This is a genomic window from Paraburkholderia sp. MM5482-R2, from assembly GCF_050436125.1.
GTDB classification, from domain to species: domain Bacteria; phylum Pseudomonadota; class Gammaproteobacteria; order Burkholderiales; family Burkholderiaceae; genus Paraburkholderia; species Paraburkholderia tuberum.
Window position 1 is genome coordinate 160,597 of the sequence record NZ_JBNDLP010000004.1, and the last position, 15,580, is coordinate 176,176.

The following is a 15,580-nucleotide window of genomic DNA, read 5'->3' on the forward strand; positions in this document are numbered from 1 at the left end:
AAAAATCGCGGAGGTGAGAGCCTCGGGCCTCAGACCTGGCCGATGCCGCCGTCATTCATCAAATCCGCGCCCGTCATATAGGAACTCTGTTCGGAGGCGAGAAAGAGCGCCGCGCTGGCCATCTCCTCGGCGCGGGCGAGTCGACCAATCGGGACCATGCTCTTGTACATGCTCACCAGATCCTCGCGTGTCGCCGACTGGGAGTCGAGAATCGGGGTGTCGGTGACACCGGGGCTGAGCATGTTGACGCGAATGCCGCGATCCTTGAATTCGGCGGCCCAGGTGCGGGCATAGGAACGCAACGCGGCCTTGGTCGCCGCGTAGGCGGTATGACCAGGGATGCCCATGACGTGCATGGCCGACGAAACCAGGATGATCGACCCACCACCTGTCATCATCGGCAGCAGCTTCTGCACCAGAAATACCGGGCCGCGCGCCATGAGGTTGAATGCCTTGTCGAAATGCTCAGGCGTGATGGTGTCGATCGAAGCCTGCTCGGTAAAGCCCGCGTTCGACACGATGATGTCGACGACACCTTTTTCGTCCCTGACTGCCGCAGCGACACGGTCGAGGTCATCGAGATTCGCGGCGTCGGCCTGAAGCGCGGTAACGTTGCGTCCGAGCAGTTTGACGGCCTCGTCGAGCTGGCCTTGGCGCCGACCGAAGATAAAGACGTGAGCACCTTCGGCGACGAATCGCCTGGCGATCGCCAGGCCGATACCGGTCGTTCCGCCGCTAATAACCGCGAACTTCCCTGTGAGAGTAGACATTGAAGCTTCTGCCTGTTCGTGAATGGAAGTGACATCGTAATTGCGGCCACTGCGAATGATAATCGGCGGATTTATCATAAGATCCATTCACCGAGAGAATAGATCGCACGAGAGAAATACAATGGATCGGTTTCACGAATTGAACGCCTTCTTCGCCGTGGTTGAAGCGGGTGGCTTTTCCGCCGCGGCGCGCAGAACCGGCGAGTCACAGTCCGCGATCAGTAAGTCGATCGGCGCGCTGGAAAAGCGCCTGGGCGTGCTGCTATTCAACCGAAGCACACGCAGCGTGACCCTGACGGATCAGGGGCAGAAATACTACGAACGCACCAAGCCGTTGCTGGACGAGATTGAGGTGGCCGACAGCGAACTGACCAGCAGCACGCTGGATGTCTCGGGGCTTGTCCGGATCGCCTCTGCCTCTACGTTCGGTCGCCTGCACGTTGTTCCGCTCATTCCCGAGCTGCTGTCGCGCTATCCTGGTCTGCGGGTCGATCTCGTGTTGTCGGATTTCGTACGCGATATGGTCGAGGATCGAATCGATCTCGCGATTCGAGTGGGCTCCGTCAACGATCCGGATTCGGTCGTGAAGCGGATTGCGAGCACCCCGCTGGTCTGCGTCGGATCGCGTCGCTATTTCGAGCAATACGGTGTACCGAAGGATCCTACCGAACTCGCCAATCACAATTGCCTGCTCTACGGCGGTCTGATGGAGTCGGCAAACTGGCCGTTTCATGGGCCACGAGGCCGATTCAGCGTACCGGTGCGAGGCAACCTGTCGTCGAATAGCGTCGAGACAATACGATCGGCCGTGCTCGCGGGCGTGGGAATCGGCCTCTTCGCGAAGCTCTCGCTCGCCGACGAACTCAAGCATCCCGACATTGTGACCGTGCTAGACGACTTCATTCGCGACGCCCGTGATGTAAGCATCATCTGGCCGAGGCGTCGTTTCGTGCCTGCGCGCGTGCGCAGGGTGACTGACTATTTTGCGGCTGCGCTGCCGCAGCGCTTGTAGGAGCGACGTCCGTGAACTAAAAGCTGGCTGGCGGCACTGCGTGCGTCTGAATCAGTCGATTCCGGCGTGCACTTCAAACGCCGTCCGTCACGCAATGTTCGCGAGCGGCGCGCGTCGAGTGCCAGCGTCGCTCGACATCGAATCCCGCACATGGCGTGCGAATTCCTGTGCCGCTGGCTGAACCGTCGCGGGCAAGCGCAGACAGATCGCGAACGCAGGCAGTGCGGGCAAGCCGGTTACTCGAGGCGTCAGCGTCTCCAGATCGGCCGGCACCGTGGAGGCGAGCCAGGCCGTGATCGCGAGGCCCGCGCGCACCGTTGCGGCCGTCGCCTCGATGTTTCCGCTCTCGAACACCGTGCGCCAGGCAATGCCCTCGTCCGCGAGCGCGCCGAGCACCACCGGACGGAAAGCACAACGATCGTCTACCATCGACAGCGGCAACGGCCGCTTCTGCCATGCATCACTGCCGCGCCCCTTGACCCACACCAGCGGCTCGATGCAGACCACTTCACCTTCGGCTTCGCTTGCGACATATTCGACCAACGACACGTCAACGCGACCGCTATTCACCGCTTCGCTCAGCTCTGGCGACGCCGCGCACACCAACGAAATTTCGACGTGCGGATGCGCCTCGGCGAATGCCTTCATCGCGGGCGCGAGCCGCGTCACGAGATCGTAAGGCACGCCCACACGCAAGGCGCCGCGCAACGGCTGTCCGGTCATGTCGGCCCAGATTTCATCGTTCAGCCGCAGCAGCTTGCGCGCCTTCACGAGAAACTGCTCGCCCTGGCGCGACAGTTCCAGCCGGCGCGTCTTGCGAACGAACAGAAGGCAATCCAGAACATCTTCGAGGCGCTTCACCTGTTGGCTCACGGCGCCTTGCGTCATGTGCAGCAGATTCGCGGCGACCGTCATGCTGCCGCTATCGGCGACGGCAACGAAGGTGCGGATAAGATCGAGGTCGAGGTTTCGGCTCATCTATGCATTATGCGACGTAATGTACCGCATCAATATTATTAGCTTTCACGATGCCTTGACGATCCGTACAGTGCGAATTCACTGATCCGAATGTGCACCGATGACCTCGATTCTGCCGCTTCTGCTCTTCGTCGCCGTCGCGACCGTGACGCCCGGCGGCGCGACCACGCTCGCCGCCGCCTCAGGCGCACGCTTCGGCTTCGTACGCTCGATACCGCTGATGCTCGGCATCGCGATGGGCCTCGCCTTGCTCGCCGCGGTCGCCGCGCTCGGGCTTGGCGGCCTGCTTCTGACGCTGCCGTCGCTGCAAACGGCGGTGAGGGCGCTCGGCTCGGCGTATCTGCTGTGGCTCGCGTGGCGCATCACGCGCAGCGGGCCGCCAAACGCGAGCAACGGCCCCGTGCGCCCGGTTTCGCTCGTCAACGGTTTCCTGCTGCTCTGGCTCAACCCGAAAGGCTGGGCGATGACGGTTGGCGCGGCGGCGTCTTTCGCGCTGCTCGCAAACAATCCGAACCGCCTCGCGATGCTGCTCGGTGCAGCGTTCGGGGTGACTGCGTGCGCGTCGCTCGCGCTGTGGTGTGCGCTCGGCGTGCTATTCGCCCGGCTGTTTCGGACGCCGCGCCACTGGCGCATTCTCAATCTCGCGATGGGTGTGCTACTCGCCGCATCCCTCATTCCGACCTGGAGATAAGCATGTCTTCCCATCCGTTCGCCGAATCGTTCGACCTTGAAGCCGCGTTCGCCGATGTGTCGGATCATGGGTCGCCGAAAGTTGTCGCACAGGTCAACGATCAGTACGTGAAGGTCGCGAAAGTGCGCGGGCAGCTCGTCTGACACGACCACGAGCACGAGGAGCTTGCCGAAGAACACGAGCACCCCGATATCGAGACCTTGCCGGATGAATCCATTCGAGACGCCGGAGACGTCGGCATCGTCTGGCCGAGGTGCCGTTTCGAGCGTGCATGGCGCCTCCGCTCGAGTCGACGCTGAAAGGCGTGCTCAGTGCAGTTTGACGTGCGGCGCGGTGCTTCGACGGAGCCGATGCGCGAGGGTATTGACGATCATGCGTGCATAGCCATGCAGCGCTGCAACGTGCATCCGATACAGCGACAAATACATGAAGCGAGCAAGCAGTCCGTCCACGAGCATGCTGCCGCCGATAAGACCTCCCATCAGACTCCCTACCGCATTCGCGTGCCCGAGCGACACTAGCGAGCCGAGATCGCGATAGGCAAACTCCGGAAGCTTTTGCCCCTCGATGCGTCGCGCAAGTGCCTTGACTAAAAACGATGCCTGCTGATGAGCCGCCTGGGCGCGCGGTGGAACATTGCGCTCGAAACCCAACCATGGACAGGCCGCGCAATCGCCGAATGCGAATATATGGTCGTCGAGATCCGTTTGAAGCGTGCGACGCACACTGAGTTGCCCCAGATGATTGACGGTCAGCCCATCGAGCGTTGAAAGCACCGCGGGTGCCTTGATGCCCGCGGCCCACACCGTGAGATCCGCACGCATCGTCTTGCCGTTTTTCGTGCGGATGAGTCCGGGCGCGACCTCCGCGACCCGCTCGTCGACCATCAACTTGACATTGAGTTTGCCCAGCAGTCGGGCAGCTGCGGTGGACACGCGTTCTTTCAACGCTGGCAGAATCCGCGGCCCAGCTTCAATGAGCACGATCCCGACGTCGTGTGTGGGGTCGAGCCGATGCAAGCCGTATGATGAAAGTACCTTCGCCGTATTGCGCAATTCGGCGGACAATTCCACGCCCGTAGCGCCCCCGCCAACGATCGCGACCTGAACACGAGGCGCGTGATCGACGGGCACTCCACATGCACTCCGCTCACCGGCGTCTCGTTGTTGTTCGGCGCGAATGCAAGCTGAAATCAGGCGCTTTCTGAAGCGTTCCGCTTGAGCGACGTTGTCAAGCGCGAGCGAATTTTCCGCCGCGCCCGGCACGCCGAAGTAGTGCGTTGTACTACCGATGGCAAGAATCAACGAGTCGTACCCGATTCGGCGCGGCGGTACCAGTTCGGTTCCGTCGTCATCGAGCAGTGGCGCAAGCAGGACCTGCCTCGAGCCACGATCCAGTCCGACAAGTTCGCCATGGATGAACTCGAAGCCGTGCCACTGGGCTTGCGCGGCGTACGCCAGTTCCTGTGCGAATGGGTCCAGACTTCCTGCTGCGACCTCGTGCAACAGGGGCTTCCAGATATGCGTCGGGTTGCGGTCGATCAACGTAATGGAGGCACGTTGCCCCCCGCTTCTTCGCCGACCACCATAACGATCGCCTAGCCTCGTTGCGAGTTCGATGCCACCCGCCCCTCCTCCCACGATCACAAAACGATGCATGCAGATTCTCCCTGGACGACGACGCGCGGTACGGAAATCCAACACAACGGTTCAGAACAACTATCGCAGAAGCCCGACGGCAGGAAAATCTCATAGTTCTGACGGTTGCCTTCAGGTTTTCTGATTGAGAGATCTCCTACTGACCTCGCCCTCAACGGCGTACTCGCACTGTCTGGAAACCCCTCCAGGTTCACACGCACGATGCCCGAGACCCGCCGCGAGACTTCACTTCGGCGCAGTCGGCTCGCCGCGATGGCCAGGCGCTCGAACGTACTGCTGAACGCAGTTCGGCGCCCTTCCACTCGGCGTGGTCGTCAAAGGGGTGATCGTAGGTGCCGCGCTGATGGCTGGGGGTCGTTCTTCGCCAGATCTGTGGTGATCAGGATGAAGCCATCAACGTTCACACTTTTGGTCGATGGATTGATGCCGTCGGCAGGTATCTCATCGTTGTGGGCCTCAATGGCACGATGACTGCGTCGCCGATCTCGCTGAAACAGGCGCCATCGCAGCTAGCGAAAAGATGCCTTGCGACGCCGCCAGTTCGCAGATAGCGTCGCTGACGCAGTTCATTCCGTCTTTATTCTCCAATGCGCTTGAAGCTGGCGTAGTAATCGTCGGTGTAATAGCACTCACCGGTTTGCTTGCGCGGCCCACCACATACGATCCGACGCTGCCCCCGATCCGTCGCGCCTGGTGTGCGAACCGTATAGGTGTGGTAGTAACCGCGCGGATGCTTCGGCAGCAAAGCCGCGCTGTTACGAAACAAGACGCCGTCATCGCTAAACGGGAAGGGGCCGCCCGCTTTGATCAGTCGCAGAGTTTCGGCCGCCTCCGCCGGCAACTGCGCCTTGGTGACGGTGACCAGCGCGCCCGTTCCTTGGGCGCCTGATGCAGCGGTTGCATTGCTCGCACCCTGTGCTGGCTGAACCGGCGCCGAGCTCGCGGATGCGCCCGATGCCTCAGTGGCGCTTTGCGGTCCCTGCTTGCCGCATCCGCCGAAGATCGCGCTCAATGCGACGATGCAGGAGACAGCCCACGCTCTCTTCACGAAACGGTTCTCCCTTCGTTGACCAGCACCCGACGACCTGGATAGACGTAAAGGTATCGCTAATGACGGAGCGAATCAACGATCCATCGTAGACCCGTGCCTGCATGCGCGCGAGAATCGTGGTTTAACGATGGTTTCCACGCCTGCAGCGGAGTACGAAATGGACGATCCCTATGATCTTCAGCGCTTCCTCGATGCACAAGAGCCTGTCTACGACCAGGTATGCGATGAACTGAGGCACGGACGCAAGCGAAGCCACTGGATGTGGTTCGTGTTTCCTCAAATCGAGGGGCTCGGAACCAGCGCAATGGCTCAGCGATTCGCGCTTTCGTCGCTGGACGAAGCGCAAGCCTATCTGCGCCACCCGATACTCGGCCCACGGCTGCGCGAAACGACGCACCTGGTCAACCTCGTCAGCGACCGCTCCGTCGAGGAAATATTCGGGTATCCGGATGACCTGAAGTTTCGCTCGTCGGTCACCTTGTTCGCGCGCGCCACGAACGACAACGACGTATTCATCGAAGCTTTGCGCAAGTATTTCGGCGGAGAAGCCGATCCGCGGACCCTCCAGCTGCTCTAGACCATTTTGGTAGCGGTCCCGCGCACGCGGGGCGCAGCGAACCGCGCAATTCCGCTCCCGGTGCAGTGCGTGGTCACTGCCCGCTCACATCGGCTGCACCGGATCGAAAGAGCAGCAGGTGATCCGTGCCGGATTCGGACAGCCAGACCTCACCCGGACGACCCATCATCTGACGCACGTTCGCGTGGTCACGCGGCAGCCGCAACACGTCGAACCGCTCGGCACGCGGATCGAAGCGCACCAGCGCATTAGCGCTCCATTCGCTGAGCCAGACGATGTCCTGGTCGTCGACGAATATCGCATACGCGTGCGGATCGTTGCCGGGCAGTCGCCATTCGCGCCAATGATGCGTGCCAGGATCGTACACGCCGACTTTTCCGGCGTTCCACTCGCTGACCCAGATGCGCCCCCTGGAATCGGCCCAGACGCGGCGCGCGCCCTGATTCGACGTTGGTGGCTCGATGACCTGTGCCGCGCCCGTCGTCGGGTCGATGCGACCTACGTAATTTCCCGCCAGCGAAGCGAAATACAGATCCCCGGAGCGGGTCACGCAGATACCGTAGGGCCCGGCGCCGCGTGGGGCATCAAAGACGCGCATGCGCGATCGCTGCGGATCGAGTTCGCCGTAGATACCACTTTGCCCCGTAAACCACAGATGCCCCTGTTTGTCGAACACGGCGGTATTCAGATTGGCGTCCGGCCGGTCCTTGGGTAGCGGAAAACGCGTGACGGCGAGCGTCTTCGGATCGATACGCACGATTGCGTTCTGGCCGCCGTCAGTGACCCACGCCGCACGATCGGGGCCGACGATCACGCCATGTGGCGCCGATCCGGCGCCGAGCGCGATCGTGTCGGTTTTGCCGCTGCGCGGGTCCAGCCGCCCGACCGCTCCCCGCGCCTGCGCGGTGTACCACACGGTGCCGTCATGCGCCGGTGCGACGTCATGCGGTGCGCTGCCGGCCGGGACGGCGAAGCTCTCGAACGACGGCGGCTGTGCTTGAGCCTGCGCGAGGCCAAGGTTGTCTGTGCTGATCGCGCAAGCGATGGCGTACAGAGCCAGGGCAATCGCAGACCGGGCAGTGGATTGCGGGGCAAGCTTCGGAAAATGTTTGAAGTCCAAGCGGGCAAATTGAAGTTGACCCGCAAAAACGGACATCTATCCTTTGGAGAAGGAGGTGCCGATTATGGCCAAGCATCGTACCCCGTACCCGAATTGGTAAGGAGCGTCGCCTGCCGCTGATGGCATGATCCCGTGCCATCATGGACTGACATGCCACCATCGTCGTACGGAGAAAGTCATGAACGCCATTGCCCGCATCGGTGTAGATCTTTCCAAAAACGTGATGCAAATCCATGCTGTCGATCATATGGGCCGCGTTGTGGTCCGCAAGGCCGTCACGCGCGCAAGCTTCCTCAACAGGTTCGTCAACGTCCCGCCGTGCCTCGTCGCCATGGAAGCATGTAGTGGCGCCGGCTTTGTCACGTTTGGCGCTGCGGTCAGTTAAGACGAAGTGATGAAGAAAACGAAATCGCTGTATCACGGTCACCGGTTCCCGGCGTCAGTCATCAGTCACGCGGTACGCTGGTATTTCAGGTTCCAGCTCAGCCTGCGCGATATCGAGGAGTTGCTGTTCGAGCGTGGCGTGATCGTCAGCCACGAATCGATCCGGCGGTGGATAGACAAGTTTGGGGCTGGTTTCGCGCATCGCGTGAAGGCTGCCCGCCGCCAGCCGGGCAGCACGTGGCATCTTGATGAGGTATTCGTGTCATTGCGCGGTGAACCTTATGTGCTGTGGCGTGCCGTCGACCAGCACGGCATCGAGCTCGACATCCTGCTACAGAAGCGGCGCGACAAGGCCGCCCCGAAACGTTTCTTCAAACGTGTACTGGCGGCCTGTCCCGAGGTGGCCGAAGAAGATCGTCACTGACCAGTTGCGCAGTTACCCCGCAGCAAAGACCGAAATCCCAGAGCTGGCGAACGTGAAGCATGTGTTCGTCAAGGCGGCCGCCCGCGTCAACAACCGTGCAGAGAACAGCCATCAGCCCACGCGTGAACGCGAGCGACGTATGCGTGGTTTCCGCCTGCCCGGGCGCACGCAGGCGTTCCTGTCGTGCTTCGGTCCGATCCGGCAACACTTCGCGCTCAAGCGTCATTTGCTGCGCGCGTCGCTTTATCGAAAGCAGCTCGCGACCCGGTTTGAAGCCTGGCGTCTTTTCACCGGTCTCACCCAGAATCCGTCTGCTGTTTTCTGAGCGACTGTTTCGCCTGAACACGATTCGTCCGGTGATCGGCAACGTGACAAAGCCGCCGCGCTTTCACGCCGCCTAGGGAACGAAAACTTAATTCGACCCTTATTTCAGCGAGGTGTCGAGCAGGTTGACTTTTAAATAAAAATAATCGTGCGGCAATATCGAGCGCGCCTTGATAGGGTCGAAACGGCAAAAATACAGGGGCGTCCAATCCTCTGATCCGTGGAGAAGGCCACAATTTTTTCAATGCAGCAGACTATTCGCAAAGATCCTCCTTTTTGGCGGAAATCTGCTGCCTACTCTTTTAATTTTGCTCCTTTACCGGTAGGGTTTACCCCGTTCGAAGCACTAGTGCGAAGAATTTGCCGAGCGACTCGGGGGAACGCTTTCCGGTAGGAAAACTTTGCGTTGCGAGTGCCGCGCGTGTTCGGCGGTACCGTAACGCGGTCACGGTTGTTTCCACCGTTGGTTCTGAATCTCACGATCGCGCGAAATAGCACGCCCGCTTTGATCGGCTTGCGCACGTCAGTTGTACTCGCACGCTCAATGGAACGGCATTTTTATCAGGCTGATAAATCTCGCAGAAGAATGCGTGCATAGGACATAAATTTTCCAGTCGATAAGGACCGCGAATAAACGGTTAGTCGGTGTTAATCGCATTTACTAATTCGGAAATTAGAAAACCAAATTTTTTAACTTTTTTCGGGAATTTTCCCGATAGTGGAATAATTCGTAATGTTAAAACGACGACAATTTCTTGGTAGCCTGACGGCGCTAGGTGGAAGTGTTATTTTGAGCGCGTGCGGCGGTGGTGGCACGGAAGATAGCGGCATTGCCTCCAGCGCGGCAGCCCAGAAAGCAAGCGCAACGGCAAAGAGTGCTTCACCGAACGGTTCGGCAATGCCGCCGGCTAGCTCGCTGATTGACGGCGCGGGCGCCACCTGGACGCTTTCGGGCGGCTCGGTTTACCAAAACGGAGCAAAGGCCGGAAACAACTACAATGTGATCGTCGCGCTGTGTTACAACGGCAACATCTATGTTGAAAACACAAGCGGACAGTTCTCCACATGGACTGGCTCGGGGTGGCAGGGTTGCAGCGATCCGCGCTTGGGCACTACGTCTCCAGACGGAACCACGATGCCTTCCGCGGCGAGCATTATCGACAAGACCGGCGCTGTCTGGACCCTGACCAACGGTGTCATCTACAAAAACGGCGTTGTCGTAGGAATCAACTACAACGTGACGCTCGTGCTCTGGTACGGCGGCAAGGTCTATTGCTGCAACACAAGCGGACAGTTTTACGCGAATGCCGAGGTCGCCTCCCAATGGTTGCCGTGCACCGATCCGCGCATTGCCGTAGCTGCGGCTGCGGGTAGTTTCTACGGTATCAACGGTCACTTCGATTACACGTACACGCCCGCGCAAGTCGTCTCGATCCTAAAGGGTTTGGGGTGCACGAGCTACCGCGTCGGCTGCACGTCGGATCCGAGTGAACTGAATGCCGTGGTCAAACTCGCGCAGGCGTTCCAGTCGGCTGGGATGACGCTGCTCGTAACGATTGCACAGGGTTTCTACGACACCAGCGGCACGCTTTTCGCGAGCGAATCGGCCTCTTACAACGCCGGTTACGCGTCCGCCTCGACGATCGCCAATGCGCTGAAGCCGTATGGGGTGGCCCTTTATGAATGTGGAAATGAGCTGACCCGCGACAAGGCCATCATCATTGACTCAACCAACGCAGGTACGAAGGCGATCGATTTCAACAATGCGAACTGGCCTCTCATGCGCGGCGCCATGCGCGGCATGATCGACGGAGTAAAGTCGGTTCTGCCTTCCGCGAAGTGTGGTATCAACTTCTGCGTTGCGGATGTCGGCGCGTCGGACGCGCTGTGGGACGGCATCCAACCGGACGGCAGCGGCGGCCATCCGAAAGTGCGCTGGGACATCACGACCTGGCACAACTACGAAGTGTACGGCGACATTTTCAACATTGGCACGGATGGCGCTGGGCCCGGCATCGATCTGCCGACGTACTGCAAGGCCAGATACGGTGTGCCGTTCATCATCACGGAGTGGAACACCGGTCCGGAACAAACGCAGGCGTATCGGGCAAATTACATTACGTCGCAATTCGGTTCGTTCTATGCGGCACGAAAGACGCACAACATTCAGTCCGTCATGTATTACGTGCTCGATAGCGGCAACAACACTTTTGGCATTATGACTAACGGTGTGCCGTTGAACCCGCCGTACGGTGCGTTCACGGGCTTTACGTCGAGCCACGCGGACATCTGATCCTGGCGAATACTCGCGTCTGACGCGCCGATCTGGCCTCCCGTTGCTTCCGCGCGCGAGGCCAGTTCTTTTGTCGGTGGCCGTTTGCTTCCTGACGCGTCGGTGCGAGTCAATCGACCTCGCTTGCCATCGGTCTGGATTGTTTGCCCCACTCGAAGTCGACCTGTAAAGTGGACCCAGAAATTGAGACAAGCATTTAAGCTGTCGTCGTAGATGACAGGAAACTAGTGTCCTGAGTTAAAAATTCATTGAATGATGCCGATCACGTACTAAAGTGTCCTGTGTAGCACTTGATACGCGGAGGCAACGATGAGTGGACGGTCCAAAGGGGAACTCGTGCTGAGCGATTCGGAGCGCGAAGACCTGCAAGCGCTGACGATGCGACGCAAGACCGCGCAGGCCCTGGCATTGCGGGCGCGCATCGTGTTGGCCTGTGCCGATGGCATGGACAACAAGACAGTTGCGGCGAAACAGCGGGTCACACAGCAAACGGTTTCGAAGTGGCGGGCGCGATTCGTGAGCCATCGTGTGGACGGCCTGCTTGATGCACCACGGCCCGGCGCACCGAGGACGATTGATGACGCGCGCGTCGATGCGGTCATCGCGAAGACGCTCGAGTCCGTGCCTGTCGGAGCGACTCACTGGAGCACGCGCACGATGGCTCGCGAAATGAAATTGTCGCAGACGGCGGTCACACGAATCTGGCGTGCTTTTGGCTTGCAACCGCATCGGCAGGAGACGTTCAAGCTCTCCAGCGATCCGATGTTCGTCGACAAGGTGCGGGATATCGTCGGGCTTTACCTGGACCCGCCGCTCAAGGCCATGGTGCTGTGCGTGGACGAGAAGAGCCAGATTCAGGCGCTCGATCGCACGCAACCCATGTTGCCGTTGGCACCCGGCATCCCTGAGCGACGTACCCACGATTACATGCGCCACGGTACGACCACCCTGTTCGCGGCGCTGGACATCGCTACTGGTGAAGTAATCGGCGAGGTACATCGGCGCCATCGCAGCAGCGAATTTGTGCGCTTTCTGCGCACCATCGAAGCCAGCGTGCCGTCTTACCTGGAGGTGCATCTGGTAATGGACAACTATGGCACGCACAAAACGCCCTCGATCAAAGCCTGGTTCGCTCGTCATCCTCGCTTCCATGTTCACTTCACACCCACCTCGGCGTCGTGGCTTAACCAGGTCGAACGATGGTTTGCCGCGCTCACTGAAAAATACCTTCGACGCGGTACGCATCGGTCGACACGTCAACTCGAAGACGCGATCCGTCATTATCTGGATGTCTATAACGCGAACCCCAAACCGTTTGTCTGGAGCAAGTCGGCCGATGAGATCCTGGCCAGCCTCGAACGGTTTTGTGTGCGCGTCCGCAAGGCTGCGGCAGGAGCATCATGAATATCAATACCGACGCAATTGATGAAGTTTCCCTCGCGCTCCTCTACCTGACCCTGCATGACCGATACCGTGCATGGAAGGGCTTCGACTGGGATGTGCTGAACCGGCTCCATGAACGAGGCCTCATCGAAGACCCAGTCAACAAGACGAAGTCCGTGATCTTTACGGAAGAAGGACTGCGCGAGTCCGAGCGACTTTTTAATCAGCACTTTGTCATTCCGGAAAGAACAGAGAATTGATTCAACGAACTTCTAACTCAGGACACTAGTAATGAGCGCAGGAAACAAGAAAGGTGTTCGCGCACTCGGATTTCTGTTTCGAAGAACGGCGGACAAGAAGTGCCGTATGAATCGAGAGATTCACGTACGGATCTGTGAGAGCCTGAGGGGCCAGTTCCATCGGGCCACTCGACCGTTGTTTGATTCTTATAGACATGGTCCGGCGGGGTAGAATCAGAGTGAATGAAAGCCTACTCAGCAGAAAGAAAAGAAGCGCTGGTGCGCCGCATGATACCGCCGGAAAACGCGCTGGTTTCGGCGCTGGCCAGAGAAACGGGGATTAATGAACAGACGCTGTACACCTGGCGCCGACAGGCGAAAAGACAAGGACTGGCCGTGCCGGGCGATGGGAAGAATCCCGAAGGATGGAGTCTTCGGAAGACAAGTCTGCCGTAGTGCTGGAATTCGCCCCGCTCAATGCAGTGGAGCTGGCGGAGTACTGCCGCCGCAAAGTTCTTTATCCCAAACAGATCGCGGCGTGGCGATCGTCCTGTCAGGCAGATGAAAACGGCGAAAGGAACCCATCCGCGCGTCGCCGAACAATTCTACTCCCTGGTTATCTAAGGTGTCCTTGTCATATCACCTTCCTTCGTCATTCTCTCCTTACTGCGACAGAACCGATCTGCGAACTGGCAAACAGCGGGTCGTCGTACAGCCTTGCTCCTTCGCCCGGCCAGACCGACTGGCCCATTGCACCTATCGAATAACATGGGTTCGGTCAGGGTTGGGCCACCGCAGTACGTGCCTCATCACGACGAAAAGCCCCTGCTTGTGCGAACCGGAATCAAAATGAGCACGCAACGTAGCGGCCAGGCTGGAACTTCGCCAGCAAAAGAGACCGCATTGAAGGATCAAGTGTCCCTCGCTGGTCGACTTGTGGACCATGCGGGAAAGAACGGAAGCTGAATCCGACAGGAAACGACCCGTCGACAAATCGCTCCAAGTCGTGTCTATTCCTGAACGGTGTGAAATCGAAAACGCAGGACTGCCTCCGTGCATTCTCGATCTTTTTCTTCAGGTTAGAGACGGTATCGGGCACTGAATAGGGCGCCGCCTCGACCTCGATAATCGACGCGCGTTTCGGATAATAAAGCTGAGGAAACGCGTCCATGGTCGGGCCGACATCCGGGATACGTAACGAGACGATTATGTCCGCATTTGTGCCCGAATTGCGATAGCGCTCAAGTGCATCGACAGGCGAGACGTATCGATGATGGACAATGTTACCTGCCAACGTCGTAATAAATTCCGCCTGCGCAGTAAGCAGGCAAAAGGCCCCATAAATAATGACGGGTATCGCCGGATAATAGTTCGTTCTTGTACGGGTAACCAGCCCGACAAGCGCAGCGATCACAAAAACTAGACCGTAGCTCACAGTGCGCGGCGAATAGATATCGTATTGAGTCAAAGTGCGCAGATAGAATGCGAGCAAAAGGTAGCCTGCGCCACTTAGCGCCAGCAGGCGACAAGGCTGTGCATCGACGCGTGCCCGGCTACCCGACGCAGAAGCCCACCCTCGAGTTCGCTTCAAACCCCATAGCAATATCAGCAGCAACGCCCCCGTGAGAATAAACTCCTTGCCCACCTGACGGATGAACCTAAACAACAGAAAAACGAAGGTTTCTGGCGCTGGGATACGCGGCGTACCGGTAGGAAAACCCGTCGCGACCACATTGAATTTTTGATACCCGAGGAAAAAGATTGCGGCGGCCACGAATGCGGGCAATGCTCTAATGGCCGTCGTTCTGCCGTACGAGATCCATGCCGCAGCGAAAATTACCACGGAGAACGGCGCAAAGAAATATCTCGACGAACATCCGACAATGAGCGTGCACGCGAGCAATACCGCGTACCAGCGTGATGAACCGTTGTGCGCAATTCTGGAGATTGCATAGATAGACGCGCAAAATGCAAGCAAAAAAAGATTTTCAGACCATGTGTACTGGTAAAGCTCGATGGTGAACGGATTGACGACGATTAGAACCGGAACCAGCACATTCCTGAAGGTCTTCATCAGGAAGAAAAAGCCGACGAACAGCAGGATAAGGTTAGTGACCTTGCTGCTTACGATCAAGGCGCCTATCTCGGTCGAAGGCGCAGTCAAGGCAATCACCAGCGGATAGCCACAAGGAAATGTTGCAAAGTAGGCGCCCCGCACCGAACAGCCCTGCCCGTCTCTGATCGATTGAGCAAGATGCAGGTAATTCCAGGAGTCGATGGTCAGGTAACCAAACGTGCTCGCCCAACCGGCACTGATGCCCAACACCAGGAAAATCGCGGCAGCATAAGCCCACTTCGTCGAATACCAGCGTATGGCGACGGAATCCGTACCCGGTGGTAGCCGATCCTGAGTCCGGTACTCCGGACTGGAGGAACTCCCGCTCTGGCCGTATTGCGGCCGTAGTAAGTCAGCAAGCCGCTCAAGATAACTGACTATTCGCATCCCTATAGTTCCTCCAATGCCGCTCCCGTCGATTCAACCCCTATGCGGCCGCGCGGTACGCGGCGCACACGTTGCCGTGGCGAGAGCATCGGCACGACCGACGTAACTGGAGCATAGGCAGATTGATCCGATTGTGTCGCTTGTCCACCAAATGGGGAGGCCTGCGTCGCGAT

The 15,580-nt window shown here is 59.0% G+C and carries 13 protein-coding genes and 3 pseudogenes; 10 read left to right on the forward strand and 6 right to left on the reverse strand.

The window, feature by feature from the left end; translation table 11 throughout:
- Positions 1-29 precede the first annotated feature (29 nt).
- Positions 30-770, reverse strand: coding sequence for an SDR family NAD(P)-dependent oxidoreductase (locus tag OKW37_RS36805; protein ID WP_429355115.1), 741 nt, complete (start codon positions 768-770; stop codon positions 30-32).
- Positions 771-891: 121 nt separating this feature from the next.
- Here OKW37_RS36805 and OKW37_RS36810 point away from each other — a divergent pair, with 121 nt between their 5' ends.
- A complete protein-coding gene (locus tag OKW37_RS36810) occupies positions 892-1,782 on the forward strand; it encodes a LysR family transcriptional regulator (RefSeq protein WP_187613060.1) in 891 nt (296 codons plus the stop codon).
- A gap of 87 nt (positions 1,783-1,869) precedes the next feature.
- Here the strand turns inward: OKW37_RS36810 and OKW37_RS36815 are convergent, their stop codons facing one another.
- Entirely contained in the window at positions 1,870-2,760 is an 891-nt protein-coding gene (locus OKW37_RS36815; protein WP_429402356.1) for a LysR substrate-binding domain-containing protein, read from the reverse strand.
- 100 nt (positions 2,761-2,860) lie between these two features.
- Between OKW37_RS36815 and OKW37_RS36820 the strand changes: the two genes are divergently transcribed.
- Together OKW37_RS36820 and OKW37_RS36825 are read left to right on the forward strand one after the other, a co-directional pair.
- Complete coding sequence (locus OKW37_RS36820) at positions 2,861-3,451, forward strand: LysE family translocator (protein WP_429402355.1); 591 nt, start codon at positions 2,861-2,863, stop codon at positions 3,449-3,451.
- Positions 3,452-3,453: 2 nt separating this feature from the next.
- Positions 3,454-3,591, forward strand: a pseudogene (locus OKW37_RS36825) (cupin domain-containing protein); the annotation flags it as partial.
- A gap of 168 nt (positions 3,592-3,759) precedes the next feature.
- Here OKW37_RS36825 and OKW37_RS36830 read toward each other — a convergent pair.
- Entirely contained in the window at positions 3,760-5,109 is a 1,350-nt protein-coding gene (locus OKW37_RS36830; protein WP_429402354.1) for an NAD(P)/FAD-dependent oxidoreductase, read from the reverse strand.
- Between the two features lie 577 nt (positions 5,110-5,686).
- Entirely contained in the window at positions 5,687-6,157 is a 471-nt protein-coding gene (locus OKW37_RS36835) for a ribonuclease (protein ID WP_184058911.1), read from the reverse strand.
- Positions 6,158-6,317: 160 nt separating this feature from the next.
- Between OKW37_RS36835 and OKW37_RS36840 the strand changes: the two genes are divergently transcribed.
- Positions 6,318-6,737 (forward strand): DUF1810 domain-containing protein, encoded by a 420-nt coding sequence (locus OKW37_RS36840; protein WP_090811630.1) that lies wholly within the window; start codon positions 6,318-6,320, stop codon positions 6,735-6,737.
- A 73-nt stretch (positions 6,738-6,810) separates the two neighbouring features.
- On the opposite strand, the gene OKW37_RS36845 is transcribed toward OKW37_RS36840, so the two are convergent.
- Positions 6,811-7,797, reverse strand: a complete 987-nt coding sequence (locus tag OKW37_RS36845; RefSeq protein ID WP_429402535.1) for a virginiamycin B lyase family protein — start codon at positions 7,795-7,797, stop codon at positions 6,811-6,813.
- Positions 7,798-8,035: 238 nt separating this feature from the next.
- Between OKW37_RS36845 and OKW37_RS36850 the strand changes: the two genes are divergently transcribed.
- The 6 genes and pseudogenes from OKW37_RS36850 to OKW37_RS36875 form a co-directional block, all read left to right on the forward strand.
- The gene (locus OKW37_RS36850; RefSeq protein WP_429402353.1) at positions 8,036-8,242 is read left to right on the forward strand and encodes a hypothetical protein; all 207 of its coding nucleotides are present in this window, start codon (positions 8,036-8,038) and stop codon (positions 8,240-8,242) included.
- 9 nt (positions 8,243-8,251) lie between these two features.
- Positions 8,252-8,990, forward strand: a pseudogene (locus OKW37_RS36855) (IS6 family transposase).
- A 732-nt stretch (positions 8,991-9,722) separates the two neighbouring features.
- Positions 9,723-11,282: a hypothetical protein gene (locus tag OKW37_RS36860; RefSeq protein WP_429402351.1), complete on the forward strand. Its 1,560-nt coding sequence runs from the start codon at positions 9,723-9,725 to the stop codon at positions 11,280-11,282.
- Positions 11,283-11,591: 309 nt separating this feature from the next.
- Complete coding sequence (locus OKW37_RS36865; protein ID WP_184069115.1) at positions 11,592-12,686, forward strand: IS630 family transposase; 1,095 nt, start codon at positions 11,592-11,594, stop codon at positions 12,684-12,686.
- Positions 12,683-12,925 carry a DUF6429 family protein gene (locus OKW37_RS36870; protein WP_090812276.1) on the forward strand — a complete coding sequence of 81 codons (243 nt, stop codon included), beginning with the start codon at positions 12,683-12,685 and terminating at the stop codon, positions 12,923-12,925. The genes OKW37_RS36865 and OKW37_RS36870 overlap by 4 nt, the downstream gene beginning before the upstream one ends.
- Positions 12,926-13,147: 222 nt before the next feature.
- Positions 13,148-13,459 (forward strand): annotated as a pseudogene (locus tag OKW37_RS36875) (transposase); the annotation flags it as partial.
- A 289-nt stretch (positions 13,460-13,748) separates the two neighbouring features.
- Here OKW37_RS36875 and OKW37_RS36880 read toward each other — a convergent pair.
- Positions 13,749-15,407 carry a hypothetical protein gene (locus OKW37_RS36880; protein ID WP_429402350.1) on the reverse strand — a complete coding sequence of 553 codons (1,659 nt, stop codon included), beginning with the start codon at positions 15,405-15,407 and terminating at the stop codon, positions 13,749-13,751.
- Between the last annotated feature and the right edge of the window lie 173 nt (positions 15,408-15,580).